The sequence below is a fragment of the Thioalkalivibrio sp. ALE17 genome, assembly GCF_000425605.1.
Classification (GTDB): domain Bacteria; phylum Pseudomonadota; class Gammaproteobacteria; order Ectothiorhodospirales; family Ectothiorhodospiraceae; genus Thioalkalivibrio.
On the sequence record NZ_KE384404.1, the window covers coordinates 251,815 to 277,261 of the forward strand.

General features: G+C 66.9%; 23 protein-coding genes and 1 tRNA gene. 9 read left to right on the top strand and 15 right to left on the bottom strand.

Features of this window, described 5'->3' with window-relative positions; translation table 11 throughout:
* Positions 1-14: 14 nt before the first annotated feature.
* The 8 genes from H609_RS0112165 to H609_RS0112200 form a co-directional block, all read right to left on the bottom strand.
* Positions 15-848, bottom strand: coding sequence for a FixH family protein (locus H609_RS0112165; protein ID WP_018867756.1), 834 nt, complete (start codon positions 846-848; stop codon positions 15-17).
* Between the two features lie 114 nt (positions 849-962).
* Positions 963-2,363 (bottom strand): cytochrome c oxidase accessory protein CcoG, encoded by a 1,401-nt coding sequence (gene ccoG / locus H609_RS0112170; protein WP_018867755.1) that lies wholly within the window; start codon positions 2,361-2,363, stop codon positions 963-965.
* 179 nt (positions 2,364-2,542) lie between these two features.
* Entirely contained in the window at positions 2,543-3,472 is a 930-nt protein-coding gene (gene ccoP / locus H609_RS0112175) for a cytochrome-c oxidase, cbb3-type subunit III (RefSeq protein WP_018867754.1), read from the bottom strand.
* A complete protein-coding gene (locus H609_RS0112180) occupies positions 3,469-3,687 on the bottom strand; it encodes a cbb3-type cytochrome c oxidase subunit 3 (RefSeq protein WP_026279315.1) in 219 nt (72 codons plus the stop codon). Before H609_RS0112180 ends, ccoP begins: the two co-directional genes overlap by 4 nt.
* 18 nt (positions 3,688-3,705) lie before the next feature.
* On the bottom strand, positions 3,706-4,440 hold the full coding sequence (gene ccoO, locus H609_RS0112185; protein ID WP_018877206.1) for a cytochrome-c oxidase, cbb3-type subunit II: 735 nt from the start codon (positions 4,438-4,440) through the stop codon (positions 3,706-3,708).
* 19 nt (positions 4,441-4,459) lie between these two features.
* A complete protein-coding gene (ccoN, locus tag H609_RS0112190) occupies positions 4,460-5,944 on the bottom strand; it encodes a cytochrome-c oxidase, cbb3-type subunit I (protein WP_028485053.1) in 1,485 nt (494 codons plus the stop codon).
* Between the two features lie 205 nt (positions 5,945-6,149).
* The gene (bioC, locus tag H609_RS0112195; protein WP_028485054.1) at positions 6,150-7,022 is read right to left on the bottom strand and encodes a malonyl-ACP O-methyltransferase BioC; all 873 of its coding nucleotides are present in this window, start codon (positions 7,020-7,022) and stop codon (positions 6,150-6,152) included.
* Positions 7,019-7,843: an alpha/beta fold hydrolase gene (locus H609_RS0112200; RefSeq protein ID WP_028485055.1), complete on the bottom strand. Its 825-nt coding sequence runs from the start codon at positions 7,841-7,843 to the stop codon at positions 7,019-7,021. The genes bioC and H609_RS0112200 overlap by 4 nt, the downstream gene beginning before the upstream one ends.
* A gap of 47 nt (positions 7,844-7,890) precedes the next feature.
* On the opposite strand from H609_RS0112200, the gene plsY reads away from it, so the two are divergent.
* Entirely contained in the window at positions 7,891-8,505 is a 615-nt protein-coding gene (gene plsY / locus H609_RS0112205; RefSeq protein ID WP_018875941.1) for a glycerol-3-phosphate 1-O-acyltransferase PlsY, read from the top strand.
* 30 nt (positions 8,506-8,535) lie between these two features.
* On the opposite strand, the gene tsaD is transcribed toward plsY, so the two are convergent.
* Complete coding sequence (gene tsaD, locus H609_RS0112210) at positions 8,536-9,567, bottom strand: tRNA (adenosine(37)-N6)-threonylcarbamoyltransferase complex transferase subunit TsaD (RefSeq protein ID WP_026280265.1); 1,032 nt, start codon at positions 9,565-9,567, stop codon at positions 8,536-8,538.
* Positions 9,568-9,643: 76 nt separating this feature from the next.
* Positions 9,644-10,843, bottom strand: coding sequence for a class I SAM-dependent methyltransferase (locus tag H609_RS0112215; protein ID WP_038036303.1), 1,200 nt, complete (start codon positions 10,841-10,843; stop codon positions 9,644-9,646).
* 82 nt (positions 10,844-10,925) lie between these two features.
* Here H609_RS0112215 and H609_RS0112220 point away from each other — a divergent pair, with 82 nt between their 5' ends.
* The 3 genes from H609_RS0112220 (at position 10,926) to H609_RS0112230 (ending at position 13,537) form a co-directional block, all read left to right on the top strand.
* On the top strand, positions 10,926-11,648 hold the full coding sequence (locus H609_RS0112220; protein WP_028485057.1) for a pteridine reductase: 723 nt from the start codon (positions 10,926-10,928) through the stop codon (positions 11,646-11,648).
* A 64-nt stretch (positions 11,649-11,712) separates the two neighbouring features.
* Positions 11,713-11,973 carry an accessory factor UbiK family protein gene (locus H609_RS0112225; RefSeq protein WP_018867744.1) on the top strand — a complete coding sequence of 87 codons (261 nt, stop codon included), beginning with the start codon at positions 11,713-11,715 and terminating at the stop codon, positions 11,971-11,973.
* A gap of 58 nt (positions 11,974-12,031) precedes the next feature.
* A complete protein-coding gene (locus tag H609_RS0112230; protein ID WP_028485058.1) occupies positions 12,032-13,537 on the top strand; it encodes a YifB family Mg chelatase-like AAA ATPase in 1,506 nt (501 codons plus the stop codon).
* A gap of 81 nt (positions 13,538-13,618) precedes the next feature.
* Here H609_RS0112230 and H609_RS0112235 read toward each other — a convergent pair whose 3' ends face one another.
* Positions 13,619-14,509 (bottom strand): c-type cytochrome, encoded by an 891-nt coding sequence (locus H609_RS0112235; protein ID WP_028485059.1) that lies wholly within the window; start codon positions 14,507-14,509, stop codon positions 13,619-13,621.
* 184 nt (positions 14,510-14,693) lie between these two features.
* Here H609_RS0112235 and H609_RS0112240 point away from each other — a divergent pair.
* Both H609_RS0112240 and H609_RS14340 read left to right on the top strand, forming a co-directional pair.
* A tRNA-Arg gene (locus H609_RS0112240) sits at positions 14,694-14,770 on the top strand.
* A 615-nt stretch (positions 14,771-15,385) separates the two neighbouring features.
* Positions 15,386-15,520 carry a hypothetical protein gene (locus tag H609_RS14340; RefSeq protein WP_018875935.1) on the top strand — a complete coding sequence of 45 codons (135 nt, stop codon included), beginning with the start codon at positions 15,386-15,388 and terminating at the stop codon, positions 15,518-15,520.
* Between the two features lie 127 nt (positions 15,521-15,647).
* On the opposite strand, the gene H609_RS0112250 is transcribed toward H609_RS14340, so the two are convergent.
* The 3 genes from H609_RS0112250 to H609_RS0112260 all read right to left on the bottom strand — a co-directional run bounded on the left by H609_RS0112250 (position 15,648) and on the right by H609_RS0112260 (position 20,393).
* Complete coding sequence (locus H609_RS0112250) at positions 15,648-16,697, bottom strand: DmsC/YnfH family molybdoenzyme membrane anchor subunit (RefSeq protein WP_018867740.1); 1,050 nt, start codon at positions 16,695-16,697, stop codon at positions 15,648-15,650.
* 25 nt (positions 16,698-16,722) lie between these two features.
* The gene (locus H609_RS0112255; RefSeq protein WP_026279312.1) at positions 16,723-17,418 is read right to left on the bottom strand and encodes a 4Fe-4S dicluster domain-containing protein; all 696 of its coding nucleotides are present in this window, start codon (positions 17,416-17,418) and stop codon (positions 16,723-16,725) included.
* Between the two features lie 68 nt (positions 17,419-17,486).
* Positions 17,487-20,393, bottom strand: a complete 2,907-nt coding sequence (locus H609_RS0112260; RefSeq protein WP_028485060.1) for a molybdopterin oxidoreductase family protein — start codon at positions 20,391-20,393, stop codon at positions 17,487-17,489.
* Between the two features lie 227 nt (positions 20,394-20,620).
* Between H609_RS0112260 and moaA the strand changes: the two genes are divergently transcribed.
* On the top strand, positions 20,621-21,625 hold the full coding sequence (moaA, locus tag H609_RS0112265) for a GTP 3',8-cyclase MoaA (RefSeq protein WP_018875933.1): 1,005 nt from the start codon (positions 20,621-20,623) through the stop codon (positions 21,623-21,625).
* 192 nt (positions 21,626-21,817) lie between these two features.
* Here moaA and H609_RS0112270 read toward each other — a convergent pair whose 3' ends face one another.
* Positions 21,818-22,306 (bottom strand): universal stress protein, encoded by a 489-nt coding sequence (locus H609_RS0112270; protein WP_026280819.1) that lies wholly within the window; start codon positions 22,304-22,306, stop codon positions 21,818-21,820.
* A gap of 264 nt (positions 22,307-22,570) precedes the next feature.
* Between H609_RS0112270 and H609_RS0112275 the strand changes: the two genes are divergently transcribed.
* Both H609_RS0112275 and H609_RS0112280 read left to right on the top strand, forming a co-directional pair.
* The gene (locus tag H609_RS0112275) at positions 22,571-24,076 is read left to right on the top strand and encodes a SulP family inorganic anion transporter (RefSeq protein ID WP_026280264.1); all 1,506 of its coding nucleotides are present in this window, start codon (positions 22,571-22,573) and stop codon (positions 24,074-24,076) included.
* 248 nt (positions 24,077-24,324) lie between these two features.
* A complete protein-coding gene (locus tag H609_RS0112280; protein WP_028485061.1) occupies positions 24,325-25,053 on the top strand; it encodes a rhomboid family intramembrane serine protease in 729 nt (242 codons plus the stop codon).
* Positions 25,054-25,447 lie beyond the last annotated feature (394 nt).

Here is a 25,447-nt window from a genome sequence, read left to right on the forward strand (position 1 = left end):
GGGAGCGCGGGGGGTCAGCCGGACTGGGCGCTGCGCACGCGGGTCCGGGCCTGCTGTTCCAGGAGCTGGTCATCGCGCTGGACCTGGAAGCGCAGATCCCAGCGCCCCGGGGCCGGCAGTGCGACCTCGACCTGGTACAGGCCTTCGCCCATGTGCTGCATCTCGAAGCCCTGGTCGCGGCGCTCGTCGGCGAGCCACATGAAGATGCCGCGGATGCTGGCGTCGTTGATCGGGACGCCATCGGCATCCCGGACCTCTACCTGGAGCGTGGCGGCCTCGCCCTCGGTGGGGCGCTCGACCCAGCCCTGACGAACCTGCCAGCCCTTCTCGCGCTGGGCCTGGAGCTCCGACACGCGGTGTACGGCCAGGGCCTGCTTGCGGCTCTCCATGCCGGCCACGGTGCCCGGGAATGCCGAGGTCACCTGCTCCGCCCGGTTCTCCGGCTCCGGCAGGATGGAACCGATAAACTGCTGCGGCATCCCGTTATGGGCCAGCGTGATCAGGACGGCCTGGACGGACGCGACGATCGTGAAAAACCCCACGAGAACCAGCGGAGCCCAGTGCAGCCGGCCAATCTTGGCCTTGCCGCCACTCTCGGCCTCCGCCTCTTTCTGCGTGAAGACGATCCCCAGCCCGTAGGGCACGATGATGTACAGCGCGAGATGGATGGCGAAGACATCCGCGCCCTGCCAGGTCAGGATCGAGTAGGGAATGAACACAAACAGCATGAGGGCGACGACCACAGCCGATGTGCTGTAGGCCTTGAGCCGCGTGAAGCGGTAGATCAGCGCGAACAGGATGGCCAGGGCCGCGGTACCGACGCCGAGGGTAATGACGAGATTGCTCATGATGTCTTCTTCGTTTCCTGCGTGATCGCAAGCTAGGGGCTCGCGGGGTGCCGCGCGATTTCCGGCAGCACGATTACTGTTTCTCGCCCGGGCGCAGTGCGCAACGGAACACCGTTAGCGATGACTGAACTGGGACGTCACTTCGAGCGGTTCAATATGACCCTCGCGATCCGTAATCACAAAACGGAACGGCTGCGGCGAGGGAGCGCCCTCGGGCACGTCGTGGCGCACGCGCGCGACCACGGTGAGTCGCTCCCCGGGCTCCAGGCGGATCCGCTCCACCTGCCCGAGGTCGAGCTCCGCGCCGTCGAGCCCGGCGAGTCCGATCTGGAAGTCCAGCTCCCGGTCCGCGGTATTGTTCAGGCGAATCTCGTAGCCGTTCTGGATGCGCCCGTCGGACATCTGCACATACAGCGGCTGGCGCACCTGGTTCACGTTGGCGTCCACGGGCGGGCGACCCACGATGCTGGCAACCAGTGCAACGATAACGACCAGCACGGCCGCCCCATAACCCAGCGTCTTGCCCCTCAGGAACCGAGTCTTGCCGCCCTCCTGCTCGCGCTCCGAGGTATAGGCGATCAGCCCGCGTGGCCAGCCCTGCTTGTCCATGATCGTGTCGCAGGCATCGATGCACAGCGCACAGTGAATGCACTGGTACTGCAGCCCATCGCGGATATCAATGCCGGTCGGGCACACCTGCACGCAGTAGCCGCAGTCAATGCAGTCCCCGACGCCGGCGGCCTGGCGCTGCTCGCGGGTCTTCAGACCGGCCTGGACCTTGGCGCGGCCGGCGGTGCCCTCGCCGCGTGATTCGTCGTACGACACGATCATGGTGTCGCGGTCGAACATCACGCTCTGGAAACGCGCGTAGGGGCACATGAACGTGCAGACCTGCTCGCGGGCCAGCCCGGCAAACGTGTAGGTGGTGGCGGTCAGGATCCCCGCGGTCACATAGGCGGCGTAGACCGCCTGGCCGGTAAAGAAGTCCGCCACGATGGAAGGCGCATCGCCCCAGTACAGGACGAACCCGAGCCCGGTGGCGAAAGCCACCAGCAGCCAGGACGCATGGGTGAGACCATATTTCGCCAGCTTTTCGGCGTTCCAGGGCTGTTTGGCGAGCCGGAGGCGTGCGGGCCGCTCCCCCTGAATTTTGCGCTCCAGCCACATGAAAACATCGGTCCACAGGGTCTGGAAGCAGAAGTAGCCGCAGAACACGCGCCCGGCCACACCGGTCACAAAAAACAGCAGCAATGCGGCGAGGACCAGAAAGCCTGCCAGCCAGAAGATATCCTGCGGATAGACGACCAGGTCGAAGATATGGAACTGGCGCCCGGGGATGTCGAACAGCACCGCCTGGTCCGGCCCGTATTCACGTTCCCAGCGGATCCACGGCAGACCGAAGAACACCCCGTAGGCCAGGAGGAGAATCCCGGTCTTCAGGTTGCGAAACCGCCCCTTGACCGACCGCGGGTGGATCGGGATTCGCGCCTCGTACAGCGGCTGGGACTGGGACATCGGATCCTCCCGGAGCGTATCCGGCAGTGCGGCCCGGCGGCAATACGCGGGCCGCGGCAACAGTTCAAAACAAAAAGGGGCACCCTCGGGCGTCAATCCACCCGGCGGGCACCCCTGTCAACGCGTGCATCCTGGCAGGCCTCCGCACCCCCGGGGCTCGCCAGGTCGACGGAGCCGGCCTATTGCCCCCCGCCCAGGGAATGCACGTAGGCAGTCAGCATCTTGATCTCCGCATCCGACAGTCGATCACCGAATGCCGGCATCTCACGCTGGATACCATCGCGAATGAAATTGGCGACCAGGCGCTGACGCTCGCTATCGCTTTCCGCGCCGCGCACGTCGACCAGACCCCACAGATCGTTGGTCAGGTTGGGCGCGCCCTGCGAGGTCAGCCCCTGGGCGTCCATGCCGTGGCACTGGAAGCAGCCACCGTCGGTCCCGGTAAAGATCCGGGCGCCGGCATCGGCGTCGTCCTGATCCACGCTGTAGTCGTTCAGCGACAGCACGTAGGCGGCGACCTGATTCAGTTGGTCGCTGCTCAGGGTGTCGCGGTACCCGGGCATGTAGCCCAGGCGGCCCTGGTGCAGGGTTTCCTCGATCTGTTCGACCGTTCCGCCCCACTTCCAGTGGTCATTGCGCAGGTTCGGGTACTGCCCGACCACGCCCGCGCCACCGACCTGGTGACACGCCGCACACCAGGTACCGAAGGAGCCCTGGGCGTACGCGTTGACGAAGCTCATGCTTTCAGCGTCCTGCAGGATCGTTTCGTAATCCTGGGCGGCCACCTGTTCCAGCATCTCGCGCTGGCGCACCGCGTAGGTGCCGGTCTGCATGTCCTTCGCGAGCAACGCACGGGTGTTCCAGTGCATGGTGCGCTCTTCGCCGCCCTGCTCGAAGGTGATGGTGTTGAAGCCCTTGGTGAAGCTGTCGCCAATCGGCCAGGCCGGGTAGATCAGCCAGTACACCAGCGCGAACACGATCGTGGCGTAGAAGCCCCACAGCCACCAACGCGGGAGCGGATTGTTGTATTCCTGAAGGTTGCCGTCCCAGACGTGCCCAGTGGTCTCGACCTGGTTCGGGTCCTTATCACGGTTGTCCTGTGTGCTCATTGCTCGTCACTCTTGGTTTTGTCACGCCGGGCCACGGGCTCCCGATGTGAATCATCGTCGTCCAGAGGAATGTAGCGATACGTCTCGAACTTCCGGGCACGCCGACGATTGGAAAACAGGAAGATCACGACCCCGATAAAGGTGCTCATGAAGAGGATGAGGGCAACGATCTTGCTGTTGCCCATATCCGTGATCCATTCCCAAAGTCCCGTCATCGTGGCGCCCGTCCTCCCTTACCGGAATTCGGCAAAGTGCCCGTCGTCGTATTCGCTGAAGTCGACCATGGTCCCGAGGACCTGGAGATAGGCCACGAGGGCATCCATCTCGGTGATCGTCCCGGGGTTGCCGTCGAAGTTCTCGGCCTGCGCCTGCGCCACCAGATTGTCCTCGGCGTCGCGGATGTCGAACATCCGGGCGTGTTGCTCCCCGAACTTCTCGACGTTGGCCTGGTATTCCTCGTCGGTGAGCGAGTACGGCACGCCCACGCGCTTCAGCGCGATCATGCGACGATCGATATCGGAGTAATCGAGCGGCGTGGTCGCCAGCCAGGGGTAGCCCGGCATGATCGACTCCGGCACCAGCGACTGCGGGTCGATCAGGTGCTGGACCTGCCACTCGTTGGAGTACTTGCCCCCCACGCGCGCCAGGTCCGGACCGGTGCGCTTCGAGCCCCACTGGAACGGATGGTCGTACTGCGATTCGGCCGCCAGCGAGTAGTGACCGTAGCGCAGCATCTCGTCACGGAACGGACGCACCATCTGCGAGTGGCAGGTGTAGCAGCCCTCGCGGACGTAGATGTCACGCCCGCGCTGTTCCAGAGGCGTATACGGACGCACGCCGTCCACTTCCTCGATCGTGTCGTCGATGTAGAACAGCGGCACGATCTCGACCAGGCCGCCGACGCTGATCACCGCCAGGGTGAGGATGATCAGCAGGCCGGCATTGGTTTCAACGCTTTCATGCTTCATGGATCTAGTCTCTCCCTAATCAGGCCGTGCGGGCTTCGGCGGACGCGGCCTGGGCCTCGCGGGCCTCGGCCTTGATGCCCGAGCGAACGGTCATCGCGATGTTGAACGCCATGATCAGCATGCCGGCCAGGAAGAACCCGCCACCAATGGCACGCACCACGTACGGCTTGTGCAGGAACACCACCGACTCGGTGAAGGTGTAGGCCAGGTTCCCGTACTGGTCAAAGGCGCGCAGCATCAGGCCCTGACCGATACCGGCCACCCACATCGCGGTGATGTACAGCACGATCCCGATGGTCGCCAGGAAGAAGTGCACATACACCAGCTTCAGGCTGTACAGGTTGACGTTCCACAGCCGCGGGATCAGGTGATACAGCGAGCCGAAGGAGATCATCGCCACCCAGCCGAGGGCGCCGGAGTGTACGTGGCCCACGGTCCAGTCGGTGTAGTGCGACAGCGCGTTCACGCTCTTCAGGGACATCATCGGACCCTCGAAGGTCGACATGCCGTAGAACGCCAGCGCGGTGATCAGGAACAGCATGATCGGGTCGGTGCGCAGCTTATCCCAAGCGCCCGACAGGGTCATGATGCCGTTGATCATGCCGCCCCAGGAGGGCAGCAGCAGAAGGATGGAGAAGGTCGCCGCCAGGGTGGAGACCCAGTCCGGCAGCGCGGTCCAGTGCAGGTGGTGCGCACCCACCCACATGTACAGGAAGACCAGCGCCCAGAAATGGATGATGGACAGCTTGTACGAGTAGATCGGGCGACCGGCCTGCTTCGGCACGAAGTAGTACATCATCCCGAGGAACGCGGCCGTCAGGAAGAAGCCCACCGCGTTATGGCCGTACCACCACTGGGTCATCGCATCCTGCACCCCGGAGAAGATGGAGTAGGAATGCGGGTGGAACAGGCCGACCGGGACCTGGATGTTGTTGAAGATGTGCAGCAGCGCGGTGGCCAGGATAAAGGCCATGAAGAACCAGTTCGCCACGTAGATATGCGGCTGGTTCCGACGCAGCAGGGTCATCAGGTAGATCATGAAGTAGGCGACCCAGACCACCAGGATGATGATGTCGATCTGCCAGTTGAACTCGGCGTATTCGCGGCCCTGGGTGATCCCCATCATGTAGGTGATCACGCCGAGGACCAGCGCCAGGTTCCACCCGTAGAAGGTGAAGCTCGCCATGGAGTCACTCCACAGCCGGGTCTGACAGGTCCGCTGCACCACGTAGTAGGACGTGGCGAACAGCGCGTTACCCCCGAAACCGAAGATCACGGCCGTGGTGTGGACCGGACGGAAGCGCCCGAAGGTGATCTGCGCGATATCGAAGTTCAGGAACGGGAACGCCAGCTGCGAGGCGATCCAGACACCGGCGGCCATCCCGAACACGCCCCAGAGGACGGCGGCAATGGCAAACCGCTTGATAATCGCGTAGTTGTACTGCTCGGAAGTCGCGACTGACGCTGCGGGTGCGGCACCCGCCGTAGTGGCTGCTTGTGACATGACTTTTCCACCTTGCTGCGGGGAACACGGATGTCCCGATGGTTCGGGGGCGTGAACTCTACCCCATTCCGGGCCCACAAAAAACCAATACCGCCTGTGTCACTCGGATATTGAGCGGGACGGGCGGAACTTTTCCTGCCCAAGAGAATACATCTTCCGGTGGATCGCCCGCGAGGGACGCGGGCGGCATTTTCGTTGATCCAGATCAACGAACCGGCTGAACCGGGATCACGCGCCCGTCTGGCCGCGACGGGGGCGGCGCATCCGGCACCCAGGCATGACCATAGACCACCTCCCAGGTCGCGGGCAGACGACCCTCCACGCCGAAGTCGCGGGCATAGGCCTCGGCGACGGCCACCAGACGCCGGGGGCCAAACAGACCCGACGAACGCCCCGCCAGGGCGTTGCGCACCCCGACCCCGCGCAGGTCGCGGATCAGGCCGGTCATATCCGGGTAGGTCAGGGTCAGGGCCTCCTGGTCCATCACCGGATCGGCAAAGCCGGATCGCACAAGGGCATCGCCGATGTCGTGCATGTCCATGAAGGCGTTGACATGTGCCCCGGCGCCGCCGTCCACGGCCGCGAAGGCGGCGCGCAACTCGCGCAAGGTGTCCGGGCCAAAGGTGGTAAACAGCCACAGCCCGCCCGGGCGCAGGATACGCCGCACCTCGGCGAAGGCCTGGTCGAGGTCGCTGCACCACTGCAGGGCCGAGCTGGAAACCGCCAGATCAAAGGACCGCTCGGCCAGCGGCAGGGCCTCAAGGTCACCGCAGACCACCTGCGGCCGCCGCAGCCAGCGCCCGCGCCGCCGCGCCCGCGCAACCATCTCCGGGGCGAAGTCCACGCCGGCCAGGCGCGCCCCGCGGTAGCGGCGGCTCAGGTGATCCAGGGCCTCGCCGATGCCGCAACCCAGATCGACGATGCGTTCCGGCTCCATCCGGATCCAGTCCAGACGCTCCAGCATCCGCTCCTGCACCTCGCGCTGCAGGACCGCATGCTCCTCGTAGGTGGCGGCGGCCCGTGCAAAGGCCTCGCGCACCCGCGCCTTGTCGAGATCGAAGCTGTCGGGTCGGGTCATGCGGACTCCCCTGCACTGCAGTGATCCAGAAACTCGGAAACAAATCCGGCCAGCCGCTGCGGCCGCGCCCACCAGTCCGCATGACCGCCCGCCCCGCGACCGGTCCGGCCATCGGGGCGCAAGCTCGTCAGTCCCGCCTCCACCGCGGCCGGCACCAGCGCGTCCTCCGGCTCCAGCCAGCACGCCACCGGCGCCTGCACCTCGGCCCAGGCGGTACGCAGGTCGGCACCCTGCAGCAGATCCAGACCCGCCGCCAGTCCATCCGGAGAGGCGGGGGCCTCCCGCATCCGATCCGCCAGTGCGCGCGCGAGCGAGGCCGCATCGGGACTGCCACGAGCACAGAGCATCGCCAGACGCCGATTGAGTCGGCGGCGGTCGCCTCCGAGGGCGGCGCGGAAGTCCTCCAGCTCGTCCAGCGGCAGGGCGGCCGGCCAGTCATCATTACGGATGAAGCGTGGCGTTGCCCCAATCAGTACAAGCCCCTGCGGGCCCGTCCACTGGCGCGCCGCCGCGAGCGCCACCAGGCCGCCCAGGGACCAGCCAGCCCAGACCGGGCACTCGACGTCAGCCGGCAGCGCGGCGATCAGGGCCGCGGCGGCGCCCTCCGCATCCGCCAGCCGCCAGCCGTCGCCCGCGGCCCCATGACCGGGCAGATCCGGCGCCAGTACCCGCGTGCCGGCCGGCAGCTTGGCCCGCAGGGGCGCCCAGACCGCGCCGGAAAAGCCCCAGCCGTGCAACAGCACCAGCGTCGGGTCATGGACCGGACGGGTCACACCCCCCATCTCAGCGCGCTGAACGCCGGCCACCGGCTTGCGTATCATGTGCGCTCGCAATCTCTTGCCCATCCGCGCAGACAGGCTCACCGCTCATGGCTATTACAATCGGCATCATCATCGCGTATCTGCTGGGATCGCTTTCCACGGCCATACTGGTCAGCAAGCTGCTGCGTCTGCCGGACCCGCGCACCACCGGGTCGAAGAACCCCGGCGCCACGAATGTCCTGCGCTCGGGCGGCAAGAAGGCGGCCATCATCACGCTCATCGGGGATGTCGGCAAGGGCTGGCTGCCGGTGTTCGTCGCGCTCCAGCTGGAGCTCTTCCCCGGCTGGGCGATCGGCCTGATCGGCCTGGCCGCCTTCCTCGGTCACGTGTTCCCCGTGTACTACCGCCTTCAGGGCGGCAAGGGTGTGGCCACCGCACTTGGCGTGATCCTCGCGATCAGCCCGGCGGCCGGCGGACTGGTGCTGCTCACCTGGCTCGTGGTCGCCGCGATCTGGCGATATTCGTCGCTGGCGGCCCTGGTCGCGGCCGGCATGGCCCCGGTGTACACGATCCTGCTGGGCATGGATCACTGGATCAGCGCCGCGGTCGCGCTGATGAGCGTAATCCTGTTCATCCGCCACGACAGCAATATCCGCCGCCTGATGCGCGGCGAGGAATCGCGCATCGGCCAGAAGAACAAGGCCCCCGCCCCCGGAGACTGACAGCCCGCCGAGCACGGGCCGGGCAGGGCTTCAGCCCGGTCCGGCCGGAACCGGCGCCTCCAGTTCGGCCAGGGGCCAGCGGGCCCGCGCGGCGACAACCGGGGCCCCGGCATCCCCGACGCCACCGGCCTGCAGCCGCCGCAGCCCGGCCAGCGCGATCATCGCCCCATTGTCGGTGCAGAACTCCGGGCGCGGAAAATACACCGGCACCCCCTGGCGTTGCGCCATGGCCTGCAGCCCCGCGCGCAGCGTGGTGTTGGCGGCCACGCCACCGGCCACCACCAGCGCCGGGGCCCCGGTCTGCTCCAGACCGCGCCGGGTCTTTTCGACCAGAGTGTCGGTCACGGCCTCCTCGAAGGCGCGGGCGACATCCTCCGGGCGGTAACTTTGCTTCTTCAGCGCGGTCAGGACGGCGGTCTTCAGGCCGGAGAAGCTCATGTCCAGCCCCGGGCGATCCAGCATGGGGCGCGGCAGCCGCAGGGCATCCGGCTCGCCCTGTTCCGCCAGGCGCGCCAGCGCCGGGCCACCCGGATACCCCAGCCCCAGCAGCTTGGCGGTCTTGTCGAAGGCCTCGCCGGCGGCATCGTCGATGCTCTCGCCGATCAGGTCGTAGTCGCCCAGGGCCCGGGCATGGATCAGCTGGGTATGCCCCCCGGAGACCTGCAGCACCAGGAACGGGAAGTCGAGCCCGGTATCCTCCAGGAACGGCGCCAGCAGGTGGCCCTCCAGGTGATGCACCGCCAGCGCCGGGATACCCCAGCCCCAGGCCAGGGAGCGAGCCACCGAGGCACCGGTCAGTAGCGCCCCCAGCAGTCCCGGCCCGCCGGTGTAGGCCACCGCATCCAGGTCCGGCCCGTCCACGCCCGCCTCCTCCAGCACCGCGCGCACCAGCGGCAGGAGCCGCCGGATGTGGTCACGCGAGGCCAGTTCCGGCACCACGCCGCCGTAGATTGCGTGCAGATCCGTCTGGCTGTACAGCCGGTGCGCGAGCAGGCCACGGTCGCTGTCGATCAGCGCCACGCCCGTCTCGTCACAGGAGGTTTCGATACCCAGTACCTTCATGGCGCCAGCATGCCGGGTTTCGTCGATGCCACCAAGCATCCCCGGAACGACCGCGCCATTGCGCCAGGACCGGGGTTCACAGGCGCCCCCGGCGATCGGGGATACCCCCCAGCGGCAGATGCGCGCAGCCGCGACCGAGAGCCACAACCTGGAAGCGCTCGCCCATCTCGCCCGGCAGGGTCAGCATGCGCACGGCCTGCGCCGCCTGCATGGTCAGGCGGGCATCCTCGCCGCTGCCGACGCGCGCCTCGAAACGCTGCGGAAGCCCCGCCCCCAGGAGGAATTCGCCCTGCCCGGCGTAGGCCAGCACATCGAGGCCCGCGACATCCGCCGCCTCGGCCACGCCGGTGAAGTCGACACTGGCAGTCAGGTCCATCAGCCCCGGATGGGCCAGAGGGTCCTGGATCATCTGCTGGCGGTAGTAGCCGACCAGGGTCCCCTGGTGCCGTTCCGGGGCGTAGTAGGCGGCCTGCGGAAAGCCGTAATCCACGATCACGGCCACCCCCTGCTCCAGCCCCTCGGCGAGCGCGCGCACCCACGCCGCCTGCGCCGGCCGCCACTCGGACAGGTAGCCCTCGGGCCAGGGGCCATAGTCGGCCGCCAGCCGCGTCACGGGTTCGGCCAGGGCCGGCGGGGCCTCGCGCTCGGCCAGGGTCAGCGACCCGTCCGCCTCGGTGGTGACGCCGACCTGCCACACGCGTCCCGCGCGCCAGCGGAACAGCTCCACCGGCAGGGCATCCAGCACCTCGTTGGCCAGCACCACGCCGCGAACTGGGGTGTCGGGCAAGGCGTCCAGCCAGGCCACCCGTGCGTACTCCTCGGGCGTGAGCACCGACTCCAGGTGCGCCTGCTGCCGGGCCCGCAGGTCCGGGCTGACCTCGATGATCCAATAGCGCTCCCAGGCCACCCCGAGTTCGCGCAGGGTAGCGATCACGTCCCCCGCCAGGCGCCCGCTGCCAGCACCGAACTCCAGCAGCGTGCCGGCGCCGTCGAGGTCATCACGCAGCACCGGGGCCAGCCAGGTCGCCAGGGTCTCGCCGAACAGCGGCGAGAGCTCCGGCGCGGTGACGAAGTCCCCGCCCTCGCCCAGCTTGTGGGCCCCGTTCACGTAATAGCCCAGGCCCGGCGCATACAGGGCCGCCTGCATGTAATCGACGAACGGAAGGAACCCGCCACCTGCCGCAACACTCTGTTGCAGGTGAGCGCGCAGACGCGCGGCGATCTCCCGGGCAACCGGATCGTCGGCGGTGTTTGTGCTAGGTTTCGGCGGCAACATGGCGACGCATGGTACCAACCCGGGGACGGACGTGGCGCAGGCACCCACCGACAGCACGAGCAGGACATCCGACCCGGCGGGCGTGGTGCTGATCACCGGGGCCGCGCGGCGCGTCGGCGCCACCATTGCCCGGCACCTGCATGCGGCCGGGTTGCGGGTGCTGATCCATTACCGCGGCTCTCGCGACGAGGCCGACGCGCTCGCCGCCGAGCTGAACGCGGCGCGCCCCGACAGCGCCCGCACCCTGCAGGCCGACCTGCTCGACCCCAAGGCCATCGAACGCCTCGCCCGCGACACCGAGGCGGCCTGGGGGCGGCTGGACTTTCTCGTCAACAACGCCTCGACGTTCTATCCAACCCCCGTGGGCGAGATCCGCGAATCCGCCTGGGACGACCTGATCGGCTCCAACCTGAAGGCGCCGACCTTCCTCACCCAGGCCTGCAACCCGGCGCTGCAGCGGGCGCGGGGCGCGGTCGTCAATATCGTGGATATCCACGCGCTGCGCCCGCTCAAGGGCTACCCGGTATATTCGGCGGCCAAGGCCGGGCTCTGGGCCCTGACCCAGGCCTTTGCCCGCGAACTGGGGCCCGGCGTGCGGGTCAACGGAGTCGCGCCCGGCGCGATACTGGCGCCGGAGGATGCGCAGAATACCGGCACCCACGAGGCCATGATCGAGCGCACCGCCCTCAAGCGCGAGGGCAGCCCGGGGGATATCGCCCGCACCGTGCGGTTCCTGCTGCTGGATGCGCCCTACATTACCGGCCAGATCATCCCGGTGGATGGCGGGCGCTCCGCATCGCAGTAGCCGTACCCGGGGTCAGCCGCGCTACACTGGCCAGAACCAAGAACACGCGTCAGGAGACCACCCGATGATCGATTCCAAACGCTTCGACGATCTGGCTCGCCGGATCACCGAGAGCCTCCCGGAGTCCGTGCGCCATATGCAGGAAGACGTGCAGCGGCAGGTCCGCTCATCGCTGCAAAGCGGCTTCGAGCGCATGGACCTGGTCACCCGCGAGGACTTCGACATCCAGGTCGCCCTGCTGGAGCGCACCCGCGAACGCCTCGCCGAACTGGAGGCTCGCGTAGCCGCGCTGGAGGGGCGGCCGGACGACACCCCGGGGCAGTAGCCACCACTGAAACCACCCGCCGGGGACGGACCCCCGGCGGCCGAACGGAGGGGCACGGATGCCCGTCACCATTGCCTACGCCCGCGCCATCGACGGCATTCATGCCCCGCTGGTGACCATTGAGACCCATCTGGCCAATGGACTCCCGGCCTTCCAGATCGTCGGCCTGCCGGAGGCCGCGGTGCGCGAGAGCCGTGATCGCGTGCGCGCGGCGATCCAGACCAGCGGCTTCGAATTCCCGCGGCGGCGCATCACCGTCAACCTGGCCCCCGCAGACCTGCCCAAGGACGGCGGCCGCTTCGACCTCGGCATCGCCCTGGGCATCCTCGCCGCCAGCCAGCAAATCCCGGCCGAAGCCCTGGCGGCACACGAATTCCTCGGCGAACTGGGGCTGGACGGCCAGTTGCGGCCGGTGGGCGGCACACTGGCGGCCGGACTCGCCGCCGCGGATGCCGACCGCGCCCTGGTGGTCAACCCGGAGGACGGCGCCGAGGCGGCACTGGCGAGGCGCGCGCGAGTCCTCACCGGGTCACACCTGACTGCGGTATGCGCGGCGCTGGCCGGGCGCGACGCCCTGGCACCCGCCCGGCCGCCCGAGCCGAACCCGCCGAGCCACCCGGACCTCGCGGACGTACGCGGCCAGCACCAGGCACGGCGCGCCCTGGAGATCGCCGCAGCCGGCGGGCACCACCTGCTGATGGTCGGCCCGCCCGGCAGCGGCAAATCGATGCTGGCGGCGCGCATCCCCGGCATCCTGCCGCCGATGGACGAGGCCGAGGCGCTGGAGACGGCCGCCATCCACAGCCTGCGCGGCAGCTCCCACCTGCGGGGTGACTGGCGGGCCCGCCCGTTCCGCTCCCCCCATCACACCGCATCGGGCGTGGCCCTGGTGGGCGGCGGGAGCACCCCGCGCCCCGGGGAGATCTCGCTGGCGCACCAGGGCGTGCTGTTCCTGGACGAACTGACGGAGTTCGACCGCTCGGTTCTGGACGTGCTGCGCGAGCCGCTGGAGACCGGCGTAATCCACATCTCGCGTGCCGCGCGCCAGGCCGAGTTCCCGGCCCGCTTCCAGCTGGTGGGCGCGATGAACCCCTGCCCGCAGGGTTTCGACTGCGACCTGGCCGAACGCTGCGAATGCACCCCGGAGCAGCGGGCCCGGCACCGCAAGCGCCTGTCCGCCCCCCTGCTGGACCGGATCGACCTCGCCATCGAGGTGCCCCGGATCCCGCCGGCCGACCTGGCCGGCGCGACCGAGCCCACCGAGACGTCCGCTGCGGTCGCGACGCGCGTGACCCGGGCGCGGAACCGGCAGCAGGCGCGCCAGGAAAGGCTCAACAGCACTCTGGATGGCGCGGGACTCGACCAACACGCCGCCCTTGCGGCCGCCGACCGCGAGCTACTGGACAAGGCGGCCGAGCGCTTCCGTCTCTCGGCACGGGCCTATCACCGCATCCTGCGCGTGGCGCGCAGCATCGCCGATCTGGAGGGCGCGGAAGCGATTGCCACCCGACATCTCACCGAGGCGCTGAGCTACCGCGCCCTGGACCACTGGCGTACCCAGTAAACGGGGAAGCGTCGGCCCGCAAAGAAAAGGCCCCGCCCGGTCTACCGGGCGGGGCCTTTGTACGCGGCAACGACGCGACGATCAGTCTTCGAAGGTCGCCACGTAGACCGCCAGATCGGCGATGTCCTGATCCGACAGGTTCGCGGCATTCGGCGCCATCAGGGCCGTCTGGTCACCGACGGTCTCGCCGGCGCGGTAGCGCACCAGCTTGTCGGCGATGTACTCGGCATCCCGGCCGGCCAACGCCGGGAAGACCGGGGTGCCCTGACCCTGCGCACCATGGCAGGCCACGCAGGTGTTGTAACGCGACTGACCGCGCTCAACATCACCCTCGTCGACCGCAATAGCGGCCACGGCTTCGGCCTCTTCCTCGGCGGCCGCTTCGCCCGTGTCGGTGGTGGCCACCGGCTCCTCGCCTTCAGCGGCGGCGTCGTCCGCGGCGGCGTCGTCCGCGGCGGTGTCGCCGTTTCCGTTGGAACTGCCCTCGTAGCCGTGATCAACGCCTGCCTGATCGAGCATGTAGGCCACGACTTCATTCATCTGCTCGTCGGTCAGGCTGGAGTCGCCACCGCGGGCCGGCATCGCGCCGATGCCGTTGATCGAGTTCTCGAACAGGGTCTCCAGACCCTTGTCGTTCAGACGGTTAGTCCACTCGTCCGTGTCATCCTTGAGCGGGGCACCGGAGGCGCCCGAGTCATGGCAGGCGGCGCAGACGTTGGCGTAGATGTCGCCCGGGCTGAGGTCCGCGGCTTCCTCGGCGGTATCCACCTCACCGGAGACCACCCGGCCGATCGGCGCGATGCGCTCGGCAATACGCTCCTCGCTCACGGCCTCCGCCTGCGAGCCCATCATGCCCCCAATCCAGCTCGCAAGCTGCGACACCAGAAACAGGACTGTCGCCAGCAGGGCCAGGGACGAGATAAACAGCAACACCTTGTTCCCGGTGTCCATCTTGATCGGTTGATTTCCCACTTCTCTCCCTCCGAGATCCTGGCCATGCATGGCCTTGTGGTGTGCTCTTTCGAAAGCGCTCGCGCGGTACGCGCAAATCGGGCGCAGAGTATAGGGCATCATGCCAGGCGCGACCACAAACCCAGCGGCGCGGTCAAATATGGCTGGACGCACCCGCGGCCCCGCCCTTATCATTGCAGCCCTTGCGCCCGTAGCTCAGCTGGATAGAGCGCTGCCCTCCGGAGGCAGAGGTCAGAGGTTCGAATCCTCTCGGGCGCGCCATTACGCAAAAAGGGACACTCGTGGTCCCTTTTTGCGTAATGGGGTGTCTGAGGGCCCGATTCGAACCTCCGTTCGAGCCGAGGCCCGCAACGCGGGCCGACGCGCGGTACCGCCGCAGGCGGTGCCGGCCCGAAGGGCCAAGCGACCGCAGGTCGCGCAGCCATCCTCTCGGGCGCGACGCCCGAACACCCCGGGCGTAGCCCCAAGCTCCATTCAAGCCGAGACCCGCAGCGCGGGCTGAGCGCGCCACAGCCACGGCCCGTGCCGGCTCGAAGGACCGGCGGCGCAACGAGCCCAGCCCCTCGGCGGCAGCCTCGGGACGTTCGCCGACACGAAGCCAGCCTCGCGCCCCCCACCCTCTCGGGCGCGAAGCACGAACACCCCCGAATCCAACCCGGCGAACCTCCAGTTCGAGCCGAGGCCCGCGCAGCTGCGCTGACATCCCCGTCCGCCGGACACAGCCCGAACGTTCCGCCAGCCTTCCGTTCCGCCCTTACCCGCCACAGCGCCCGCGGCGCACTGTCCGAATCGACTCCCGGCATGATCTGGATCAAATCGGAGGCCGGCTCCGGGGGCTAGCGTCGAAGGTGCATGGACCCAACTAGAGGAAAGATCATGCTGATGGAAATCATGTTTCAGTCGCCCATCGGGATCCTGACGATCGTGACGCTGGCGGGCATCGCGGCCTTCTTCGCGTACGTGATTTACTTCATCGTTCACGGGATGCACGAGAACGACAAGGGGCAATAGGCCCGGACGGATCCTGCCCGGGGCAGCCCCTCCAAACAGAAAAGGCCGGGGCGTCGGTCATCCAACGCCCTGGCCTTTGGTACGGATTACCCGGGGCGCCCGGGTAACCCGTATGGTTGCGTCCGACTCAGGAGCCGGAGCCCCCGGGCGTATCGCCCAGTTCGGCGCGCGGTGCGTCGCCACGGCGAGCATCCGCGGCCACTTCCGGGCCGACGCGGCTCGGCTCGGCCAGGGAGTCGGTGCAGGTCTGGGCACCGTGGTACAGGCGCACGACGTGCTTGGCCTCGGCGAAGAACAGCCAGCGCTCCATGCCGATCCCGACCAGGCTCGACACCGCCGCCAGCCAGGCGATACCGGCCGGCGCACCGGAGAGGATCGAACCGAAGACCAGTACCGGGGCGATGAAGCCGAGCAGGAAGACGCCCATCTTGATGTTGTCGATGGTGTCCTTGCGCGGGTCGTAGCCGAATTCGTCGGTCAGGAAGGTGCCGGCGGTGTGGCCGGTATCCAGCAGACGCACGGTCGCCCGGTTGAAGGTGGTCGCGGTGTTGATGGTCGGACCGTTCACGCGCGAGATCCAGAAGTAGTAGATCCCCTTGAGCAACGCGGCGGCCAGCAGCGCGACGATGGCCACGCCCGCGTGCAGCGTGGTGGCATTGCCGAACACCGCGGCGATGGCGGCGAACAGCGTGGTTCCGGTCGCGATGCCCAGCATGATGTAATTCGCCGGGGTCAGCGCCGTGTTCCACTGGCGGATGGTCTTCAGGCAGCCGTAGATCATGCCGGTGGAGAACAGGGTGATCACGGCCAGCACGGCAGCGATCGCGCCGGCCATGGCGGGCAGCGGCCCGATGGCCGAACCCTGCAGCAGCACACCCAGACCGTAGATACCGGCGAAGGGGTAGAACAGCACCGCGAACACGGCCTCGCGCGACAGCCAGGAGGTCTTGAAGCGCATGAAGGAACGCCAGGCGTTCTTCTTGTTCGCCAGGTGACCGGTGGAGAGCATCAGCCCCAGGGTGATCATCCCCAGCGACACCAGGCCGTGCGCCAGCAGCTCGCCGTGGCTCATGGCCGGGCCGATACCCGCGAGATGGAAGGCCGCCAGCAGGATGAACAGGCCGTAGCCCGCACCCGAGATGACGGTAAACAGGATGACGGAAAATGCCGGATGCATATGAATTCTCCCGTTCGGGCCGCGCCTAGCGCGCGACCATCTTGTTGACCCAGTCCTTCACCGAGGTGACGAGCTTGTTGGCGCGCACGTCGTCGGTGGGGATCGGGCGGGTGATACGCGGGGGCAGATAGGTGTTGACCGGCTTGTAGCCCAGCTCCGGCATCTGCTTCACGCCGCCGCGCTCGCGCACCAGGCGGCTGACCTCGGAGTCCTGGTCGTCGAAGTCACCGAAGAACCGGGCGTGCGCCGGGCAGGTGATCACGCAGGCGGGCTGGCGCTCTTCCGGCGGCAGCTGCTCGTCGTAGATTCGGTCCACGCACAGCGTGCACTTCTTCATCACGCCGTCTTCGCGGTCCAGCTCCCGGGCGCCGTAGGGGCAGGCCCAGGCGCAGTAGTTGCAGCCCATGCACTTGTCCTGGTCGACCAGCACGATGCCGTCTTCCGGGCGCTTGTAGGAGGCGCCGGTCGGGCAGACGTTCACGCAGTCAGCATGCTGGCAGTGCATGCAGGACATCGGGATGTTCACGGTCTTGTTGTTGGGGTAGTCGCCGACTTCGTAGTGGCGAATACGGTTGAACCACACGCCGCTGGGGTCCTCGCCATAGGGGCGATAGTCGGTCAGCGCGCCGGTGGTACCGCTGGTGTTCCACTGCTTGCAGGCCACCGCGCAGGCGTGACAGCCCACGCAGGTATCCATGTCGATTACGAGTCCAAGTCGCATTTCAGGTACTCCTCAAATTCTCTCGGGCCGCCGGCTTCGGCCGGCGGCATGGCCCGGATCCGTGATGCCTACTGTTCGTCGTCCAGCGAGCCGCGCGTCAGCACGTCGCGGATGGAACGGTTCAGGTGCACCGGCTTGTGCGCCGCGTAGCGGAGCTGGTCCGGGGCCTCGGACATGCCGGGCGCCGGCTTGATCGTGTCGAAGTCGGGCCAGGTGCTGGCCTCTTCCGGGTCGGCCGGGGTGATCTTGACCTTCAGGTCGTACCACGCGGCCTGGCCGGTGACCGGGTCGGAGTTGGTGATGTTGTCCACCGGGTCGCCCTTCTTCGGCAGCAGCTCACTGATCAGGTGGTTCATCAGGAAGCCCTTGTTGGACTCGTTCGCGTCCGGCTTCAGGCCCCATGCGCCCTTCTGCTTGCCGATGGCGTTCCAGGTCCAGACGGTGTTCGGCTCGCAGCCCTCGATCAGCTTGACCTGCACGCGGATCTTGCCGTTGTGCGACTCCAGCCAAACCCAGGACATGTCCGCGATGCCCATGGACTCCGCCTTGCCACGGTTCATGTACAGATAGTTCTGGGCGCAGATCTGACGCAGCCAGGCATTCTGCGAATCCCAGGAGTGGTACATGAACATCGGGCGCTGGTTGACCGCATAGAACGGGTACTCGTCCTCGTCGATCCGGGTCTGCTCCAGCGGCTTGTGCCAGATCGGCAGCGGATCGAAGAACTGGGTCAGGCGATCCTTGTGCTCCTGCTTGGTCGGCTGCGGGCCGTCATACAGGCCCTGGCCGGCCAGCTTGAAGCGCTGCTGGGTCTCGGAGTAGAGCTCGATAGTGATCGGATCGGTCTTGCCCACCCAGCCGGCGTGCTTGGCCAGCTCCAGGTAGTCCTTGTTGGCGAAGCGGTAGAACTGCTGGTTCGGTGCCAGGTGATGCACGAAGAACCCCTGGTTCTCGATGTACGCCTCCCACTGCTTCGGGTTCGGCTCGCCACGCAGGTGGGTCTTGCCGTCCTTGCCGCGGTAGCCGGACAGGAAACCGATGCCGGGCTCCTTCTCGAAGTTGACGATGAAGTCCTTGTAGTCCTCGAACTTGCGGCTGCCATCGTCGTTGGTGAACGCCGGGAACTTCAGGCGGCCGGCCAGCTCGACCATGACCTCCTGCCAGGGACGCACGTCGCGGTCGACCTCGAGGATCGGGTGGCGGATGGAGTCCGCCGCCGCGGCCGGCTCGGAGATCGGGCGGTCCAGCATGGAGATGGTGTCGTATCGCTCCAGATAGGTCGTATCCGGGAGCACCAGATCGGCAAAGTTGACCGTCTCCGAGTGGAACGCATCCGCGACCACCAGGAACGGGATCTTGTACTCGCCGCTGTCGTCCTTCGCCCGCAGCATGTCCATCACCTCGGCGGTATTCATCGAGGAGTTCCAGGACATGTTCGCCATGAAGAAGATCAGCGTGTCGATCGGATAGGGATCGCCGTTGACCGCATTGGTCACCACCATGTGCATCAGGCCATGGTTGGAGATCGGCGCATCCCAGGAAAAGGCCTTGTCGATGCGCAGCGGGTTGCCTTCGTCATCGATGACCAGGTCCTCCGGCGCGGTCGGGAAACCGAGCGGCGGGCTCTTCAGCGGGGTGTTCGGCGCGCATTCCTTGGCCGGCTTGATGCCCGGCGGGACGTGCTTGGGATACGGCGGCTTGGCCAGGTGACCGCCGGGGCAGTCCACCGAGCCCAGCATGATCTGCAGCAGATGGATCGCGCGGCAGGTCTGGAAGCCGTTGGAGTGCGCGGAGATGCCGCGCATCGCGTGCATGGACACCGGGCGACCGAACACCTTGTCGTGCTTGCGGCCCCAGGAGTCGGTCCACTCGATATCGAGTTCGATCGTCTCCTTGAACGCGACGTGCGCCATCTCCAGCGCCAGGCGCTCGGTCTGGTCGGCCGGGACGCCGGTGACCTCGGCGGTGTTCTCCGGGGAATACTCGTCGCTCAGGTAGCGCTCGGCCAGCAGCGTCATCACGGTCTTGACCGGGCGGCCGTCGGGCGCGGTGTACTCGCCGAACAACGCCGGCTTGATGTCGACCTGGGTGCCGTCGACGAACGCCTCCTGTTCCAGCTCCCAGACCAGCGGGTTGCCGGCCTCGTCACGCAGGATCAGGCCATCGCCCTTCTGCCCCGGGGTCTGCACCACCAACTGGGTGGCGTTGGTGTAGCGCACCAGGAAGTCCCAGTCGAACTGGTCGTTCTTCAGCAGCACGTGCAGCATCGACAGCGCGAACAGGCCGTCGGTACCGGGCTTGATGCCCACCCACTCGTCGGCGATCGCCTGGTAGCCGGTGCGCACCGGGTTGATCGCGACGAACTTGCCGCCACGGCGCTTGAGCTTCTCCAGCCCGATCTTGATCGGGTTGGAGGCATGGTCTTCCGCCACGCCCCAGAGCATGTGGTACTTGGTGCGGTCCCAGTCCGGGTCGCCGAATTCCCAGAAGGCGAAGCCGGTGGTATACAGACCGCCGGTGGCCATGTTCACCGAGCAGAAGCCGCCGTGGGCCGCCCAGTTGTACGTGCCGAACTGGGTCGCCCACAGACCGGTCAGGGCCTGCATCTGGTCGCGGCCGGTGAAGAACGCCAGCTTGCGCGGGTCGGTCTCGCGGATCTTCTGCAGCCGCGTGGACAGCATGTCCAGGGCCTCGTCCCAGGAGATCGGCTCGAACTCGCCGGCGCCGCGCTCGGTGCCGGGCTTGCGGCGCATCGGCTGGTGCAGGCGCGCCGGGGACTGCTGCTTCATGATCCCCGCGTTACCCTTGGCACACAGCACCCCCTTGTTGATCGGGTGATGCCGATTGCCCTGGATATAGCGGACCTTGTTGTTCTGGACGGTAACCTTGATGCCGCAGCGGCAGGCACACATGTAGCAGGTGGTGTACTTGATCTCCTGCTCGCTGTGGTTCTCGAACTCGGGCAACGCGCTCATTCAGACGACCCCATAGATTACGGTTTGCTTATTCATGGGCCATATTGGCCATAAGCCGGGCTTTTGGCCAACGAAAAGTTCTTATCTTGGAATAAGACAAAATTATCTGTGAGAGATTTTGTTTATTGCCGCAACGATTCTGAGGCATTGTTGTTGCGTTCTCGGAGAAGTGGTCTACGATGTGTGTGATGAAACATATCGCCCCCATCGGCAGGACGGAGCACCCCATGGAACAGCCCCTCAAGGACGAGAACGCACTGGTGGATGCCTTCGGCCGCCGCATCGAATATGTCCGCCTCTCGGTCACCGACCGCTGCGACCTGCGCTGCTTCTACTGCATGCCCAAGGGCTTTCGCGACTTCGAGGAGCCGGATCACTGGCTCAGCTTCGAGGAGATCGAGCGCGTCATGGGAGCCTTCGGACGTCTGGGCACCCGCCGCGTGCGCCTGACCGGCGGCGAGCCGCTGGTACGCAAGAACCTCCCGGACCTGGCCGCACGCCTGAACGCCCTGCCTGGCATCGACGACATCTCGCTGTCCACCAATGCCACGCGCATGGCGCGCCATGCCCAGGAACTGAAGGATGCCGGCGTGGCGCGCATCAACGTCAGTCTCGACTCGCTCAAGCCGGAAGTCTTCAAGGAGATCACCGGCGGCAAGCTGGAGAAGGTCCTGGACGGGCTGATGGCCTCCAAGGCCGCCGGGCTCGACCCGATCAAGATCAACATGGTGGTAATGGGCGGGATCAACGAGCCGGAAGTCGAGGACATGGTGGACTTCTGCATCGAGCACGGCTTCACCCTGCGCTTCATCGAGACCATGCCGATGGGCGACACCGGCCGCGAGGCGAAAGAGGGCCACTACGTGAACCTGCAGGACGTGCGCGCCCGTCTGGAGCCGCGCTACAACCTGGTACCCGGCGTGATGCCCGGCGGCGGCCCGGCGCGCTACATGCAGATCCCGGACACCCCCGTGCGCATCGGCTTCATTACGCCGATTTCGCAGCACTTCTGCGATACCTGCAACCGCGTGCGCCTGTCGGTGGACGGCACCATCTACACCTGCCTGGGCAACGACCACAGCCTGAACCTGCGCCCCTACCTGCGCGAGGGCTGCACCGATTCCGAACTGGAGGATCTGGTGGTCCAGGCCATCAACCTGAAACCGGAACGCCACGAATTCTCCGAGCGCCCGGAAAAGGTCATGCGCTTCATGTCCATGACCGGCGGCTAGCGTCACGGCGGGGCTGGTCCCGATCCCGTAGGAGGCCAGCCTTCTGGCCGATGGGGTGTGACAAGCGTCCCATCGGCCAGAGGGCTGGCCTCCTACATGCCTGGGGCCTCGACACCGCGCGAGCATTCCACAGGAACAAGGAAGGCCCGCTGGAAAGCGGGCCTTCTACGTGTCGGCGAACGGCGAGCCGGCTCAGTCGACGGCGCCTTCCGGCGGCAGCTTTTCCTTCATGGAGTCGGACAGCGGCACATCGTGCACGACCAGCACCGGCAGGCGGGCGTTGCGCACCAGCCACTCGGTCGCGGAACCGGAGAGCATGTTGGCGATCTGACTGCGCCCGCGGGTCCCCATCACGATCATATCCGCGCCCCACTCCTCGGCATGACGGGAGATCTCCTCCGGCGCACTGCCCACGGCGATGGCGACCTCGTCATCTGCCTCCGCCCACTCCTGCAACTGCGACCGGATTTTTTCTTCCGCCGAATGGCGCATTTCCTTTGCATTCAGGGGCGACGACCCCGCACCACTGAACGCACCAGCGGAACTGGGCTCTGCCACGTCCGACGGCTTCATCACATAGAGCAGCCGCTTCTTCGCCCCCGGGCAGTGCTGGCGTGCAACGGCCAGGGCCGCGGCAGAGGCGGGCGAGAAGTCGACGGCGATGATGACGCGCTGCAGCATGAAGATCCCCAATTGAACGCATGGAAGAGCCCCGGCAAAGGCTTGAGCGGGACGGCAAACTTCGGGACGGGCTTATGAAGTGCTAGACTTTGCCGCCTTTCCTGGCGGTTTCAGTCTGTACCGGCATTGAACCGCTTGCAACCGCGCCATCCACTGGTGGCAACCGGGCCCGGCTACTTCGCACAAGTCTCTGGTACCTGTTCGTTCACCCGTTGATCCCGACGCATGTCGGCTTCGGCGCGCATCGGTATTGGGGACCATATCGTGCAGCAGACCCTACAAGACTTCCTGTCCCGCCAGCGCAAGATCTGGTTGTTCAATGTGCGCGGAGACCTGATTGCCGGGATCGTGGTCGCGCTGGCCCTGATCCCGGAGGCGATCGCGTTTTCCATTATCGCCGGGGTGGACCCGAGCGTGGGCTTGTACGCGTCCTTCACCATGGCGGTGGTGATCGCCTTCGCCGGAGGGCGCCCCGGCATGATCTCGGCCGCGACCGGGGCCATGGCCCTGCTGATGGTGACACTCATCGCCGAGCACGGACTGCAGTACCTGCTGGCCGCGACCATCCTGACCGGCATCATCCAGATCCTGTTCGCCTGGGCCAAGCTCGCGCGCTACATGATGTTCATCCCGCGCACGGTGCTGGTCGGCTTCGTGAATGCGCTGGCGATCCTGATCTTCCTGTCCCAGGTGCCCTACCTGGTGGATGGCGACACCACCATGTGGGCGCTGGTCACGGCCGGCCTGATCATCCTCTATGGCCTGCCGATGATCCCTGGCTATCCGAAGCTGCTGCCGCCGCCGCTCGTCGCGATCGTGGTGCTCAGCGTCGTGGTCTATTTCATGGGGCTGCCGACGCTGGAGGTCGGCGACATGGGCGACCTGCCGGACGGCCTGCCGGTGTTCCTGTTCCCCGACATCCCGCTGAACTGGGAGACGCTGCAGATCATCTTCCCGACCGCCTTCGCGCTGGCGATCGTCGGCCTGCTGGAGTCGCTGCTGACCGCCTCCATCCTCGACGATCTGACCGACACTCCCTCCGGCAAGAACCGCGAGGCCCAGGGCCAGGGCATCGCCAATGTCGTCACCGGCTTTTTCGGTGGCATGGCGGGCTGCGCGATGATTGGGCAGTCGGTGATCAACATCAAGTCCGGGGGGCTGGGGCGGTTGTCCACGCTGTCGGCGGGCATCTTCCTGCTGCTGTTCATCGTGTTCCTGGGGGATCTGGTCTCGATCATCCCAATGGCCGCGCTGGTCGCGGTGATGATCATGGTCTCCATCGCCACCTTCGACTGGGGCTCGCTGACCACCCTGCACAAGCTGCCGCGCACCGACGCCACCGTGCTGATCGTGACCGTTGGCACCACCGTGATCACCCACGACCTGTCGCTGGGCGTGTTCGCCGGCGTGCTGCTCTCGGCGATCTTCTTCGCGCGCAAGATGGTCAAGGCGGTCGAAGTCACTAGTGCGCTCTCCGAGGACGGCCGGACCCGGATCTACACCGTGCGCGGCCAGCTGTTCTTCGTCGCCGTGGACAAGTTCATCGACAGCTTCGACTACCGCGAGGGCATCCATCACATCGAGATCGACCTGACCCGCGCCTCGCTGTGGGACAGCTCGGCGGTGGCCGCCATCGACAAGGTCGTCGGCAAGTTCCGCCGCAACGGCATGGAGGTCGAGGTGAAGGCCCCGCGAGGTGAAAGTGGTGAACTGCACGACAAGCTCGCGCAGCACGACAAGGGCGCCGACCTGGGGCCGGGCGGGCACTAGCACCGCCACCGTCATTGCGAGGAGTGCAGCGACGAAGCACAAAGGCGCGAAGCGCGTTGAACGGCCGCAGGCCGGCCCGAAGGGCGAGCGCAGCGAGTAATCTCCCTCCGAAACCCTCGGACCCCGACACTGCGCAAGCTTCAGGAGGTTGCCGCGGCCCCTGCGGGGCCTCGCCATGACGGTGCCCGTGGCGGCGCCGGGAGATGGGAGAGATTGGACCTCTTGTCCAGGCGTGGCAGGCTAGGCGGATGATGAATCTTCGCCGGCCGGCACCCCCGGCCGACCCCCGGGCCGAGCAGGAGCGGATTCGGCGTGCGCTGCTCTGGCCCATGCTGGGGGCCGCTATCCTGATCGTGATCCACGCCCTGCACGACCTGCTGGGCGGGGACTGGTCGCGGCTGGGCATCCTGCCGCGCGACGCGGTCGGGGCGCTGGGCATCATCACCTCGCCGCTGATCCACGGCTCCTGGGGCCACCTGCTCGCCAACGTGCCGACCCTGTGGGTGCTCGGCATGCTCACGCTCTACGGCTTCCCGCGCGCCACCCGCGTTGCGGTCCCGCTGATCTGGCTGATGGGCGGACTGGGCGTCTGGCTGTTCGCGCGCGAGGGGCTGCACATTGGCGCCTCGGGCCTGACCCACGGGCTGATGTTCTTTGCCGTGGTGATCGGGATCCGCCGGCGCGATGCGCTGTCCATCGCGGTGGCCATCATCATCCTGTTTCTCTACGGCAGCATGATCTGGGGCGTCTTCCCCAGCGGCCCCAGAGTCTCGTTCGAGGCGCACCTGTTCGGTGCGGTTGTCGGTGCGGTCTGCGGCTGGTTCCTCTATCGCCGCGACCCGCTCCCGGTCTACCGCCGGCACGACTGGGAGGACGACGACCCCACCGACCCCGAGACCCTGCGCAAGATCGAACAGGGCCGGCTCGACGAGATCGAGCCGAAAGAACCCCGGGAGGGGCCCGGGCGGCGCGATTAGTCGGACACCCTTCCTTGATGCGGTTCGCGCGGCGCTCAGTGCAGCGTGCGACGTAGCGGCTACGGTCCATCTTCACGGCACCGTCATTGCGTACATGGACGCCCCCGGTTTGCCAAGCGTTTGAGTGATGGTTTCGGGGCGACGATTGCTCCCGTACATTCGGACTGCGTGTGCGGCTTTCATTCGCCACGGTCCCGGATGGATTCCGCGGGTGGAGGGTCCCAGCGAGGTCACGCACTCGAGGTGCTTCGCAATGATCGGACTGGCCCCCACCGGGATCGCTCCCGTTGCCATCATGCTCAATCGCTTGCGCAATCGAGGGTTGGGTACGTAATAACGCGTTCGCTTCTCCGTTTTTGTAGGCTTACGCGGCGACGCCGCGCAGGCCGGGGTC

Excerpts from the sequence above, each read along its gene's own strand:
- H609_RS0112165 (WP_018867756.1), bottom strand. The coding sequence starts at position 848 with ATGAGCAATCTCGTCATTACCCTCGGCGTCGGTACCGCGGCCCTGGCC.
- ccoG (WP_018867755.1), bottom strand. The coding sequence starts at position 2,363 with ATGTCCCAGTCCCAGCCGCTGTACGAGGCGCGAATCCCGATCCACCCG.
- ccoP (WP_018867754.1), bottom strand. The coding sequence starts at position 3,472 with ATGAGCACACAGGACAACCGTGATAAGGACCCGAACCAGGTCGAGACC.
- H609_RS0112180 (WP_026279315.1), bottom strand. The coding sequence starts at position 3,687 with ATGACGGGACTTTGGGAATGGATCACGGATATGGGCAACAGCAAGATC.
- ccoO (WP_018877206.1), bottom strand. The coding sequence starts at position 4,440 with ATGAAGCATGAAAGCGTTGAAACCAATGCCGGCCTGCTGATCATCCTC.
- ccoN (WP_028485053.1), bottom strand. The coding sequence starts at position 5,944 with ATGTCACAAGCAGCCACTACGGCGGGTGCCGCACCCGCAGCGTCAGTC.
- bioC (WP_028485054.1), bottom strand. The coding sequence starts at position 7,022 with ATGACCCGACCCGACAGCTTCGATCTCGACAAGGCGCGGGTGCGCGAG.
- H609_RS0112200 (WP_028485055.1), bottom strand. The coding sequence starts at position 7,843 with ATGATACGCAAGCCGGTGGCCGGCGTTCAGCGCGCTGAGATGGGGGGT.
- plsY (WP_018875941.1), top strand. The coding sequence starts at position 7,891 with ATGGCTATTACAATCGGCATCATCATCGCGTATCTGCTGGGATCGCTT.
- tsaD (WP_026280265.1), bottom strand. The coding sequence starts at position 9,567 with ATGAAGGTACTGGGTATCGAAACCTCCTGTGACGAGACGGGCGTGGCG.
- H609_RS0112215 (WP_038036303.1), bottom strand. The coding sequence starts at position 10,843 with ATGTTGCCGCCGAAACCTAGCACAAACACCGCCGACGATCCGGTTGCC.
- H609_RS0112225 (WP_018867744.1), top strand. The coding sequence starts at position 11,713 with ATGATCGATTCCAAACGCTTCGACGATCTGGCTCGCCGGATCACCGAG.
- H609_RS0112230 (WP_028485058.1), top strand. The coding sequence starts at position 12,032 with ATGCCCGTCACCATTGCCTACGCCCGCGCCATCGACGGCATTCATGCC.
- H609_RS14340 (WP_018875935.1), top strand. The coding sequence starts at position 15,386 with ATGCTGATGGAAATCATGTTTCAGTCGCCCATCGGGATCCTGACGATC.
- H609_RS0112250 (WP_018867740.1), bottom strand. The coding sequence starts at position 16,697 with ATGCATCCGGCATTTTCCGTCATCCTGTTTACCGTCATCTCGGGTGCG.
- H609_RS0112255 (WP_026279312.1), bottom strand. The coding sequence starts at position 17,418 with ATGCGACTTGGACTCGTAATCGACATGGATACCTGCGTGGGCTGTCAC.
- H609_RS0112260 (WP_028485060.1), bottom strand. The coding sequence starts at position 20,393 with ATGAGCGCGTTGCCCGAGTTCGAGAACCACAGCGAGCAGGAGATCAAG.
- moaA (WP_018875933.1), top strand. The coding sequence starts at position 20,621 with ATGGAACAGCCCCTCAAGGACGAGAACGCACTGGTGGATGCCTTCGGC.
- H609_RS0112270 (WP_026280819.1), bottom strand. The coding sequence starts at position 22,306 with ATGCTGCAGCGCGTCATCATCGCCGTCGACTTCTCGCCCGCCTCTGCC.
- H609_RS0112280 (WP_028485061.1), top strand. The coding sequence starts at position 24,325 with ATGATGAATCTTCGCCGGCCGGCACCCCCGGCCGACCCCCGGGCCGAG.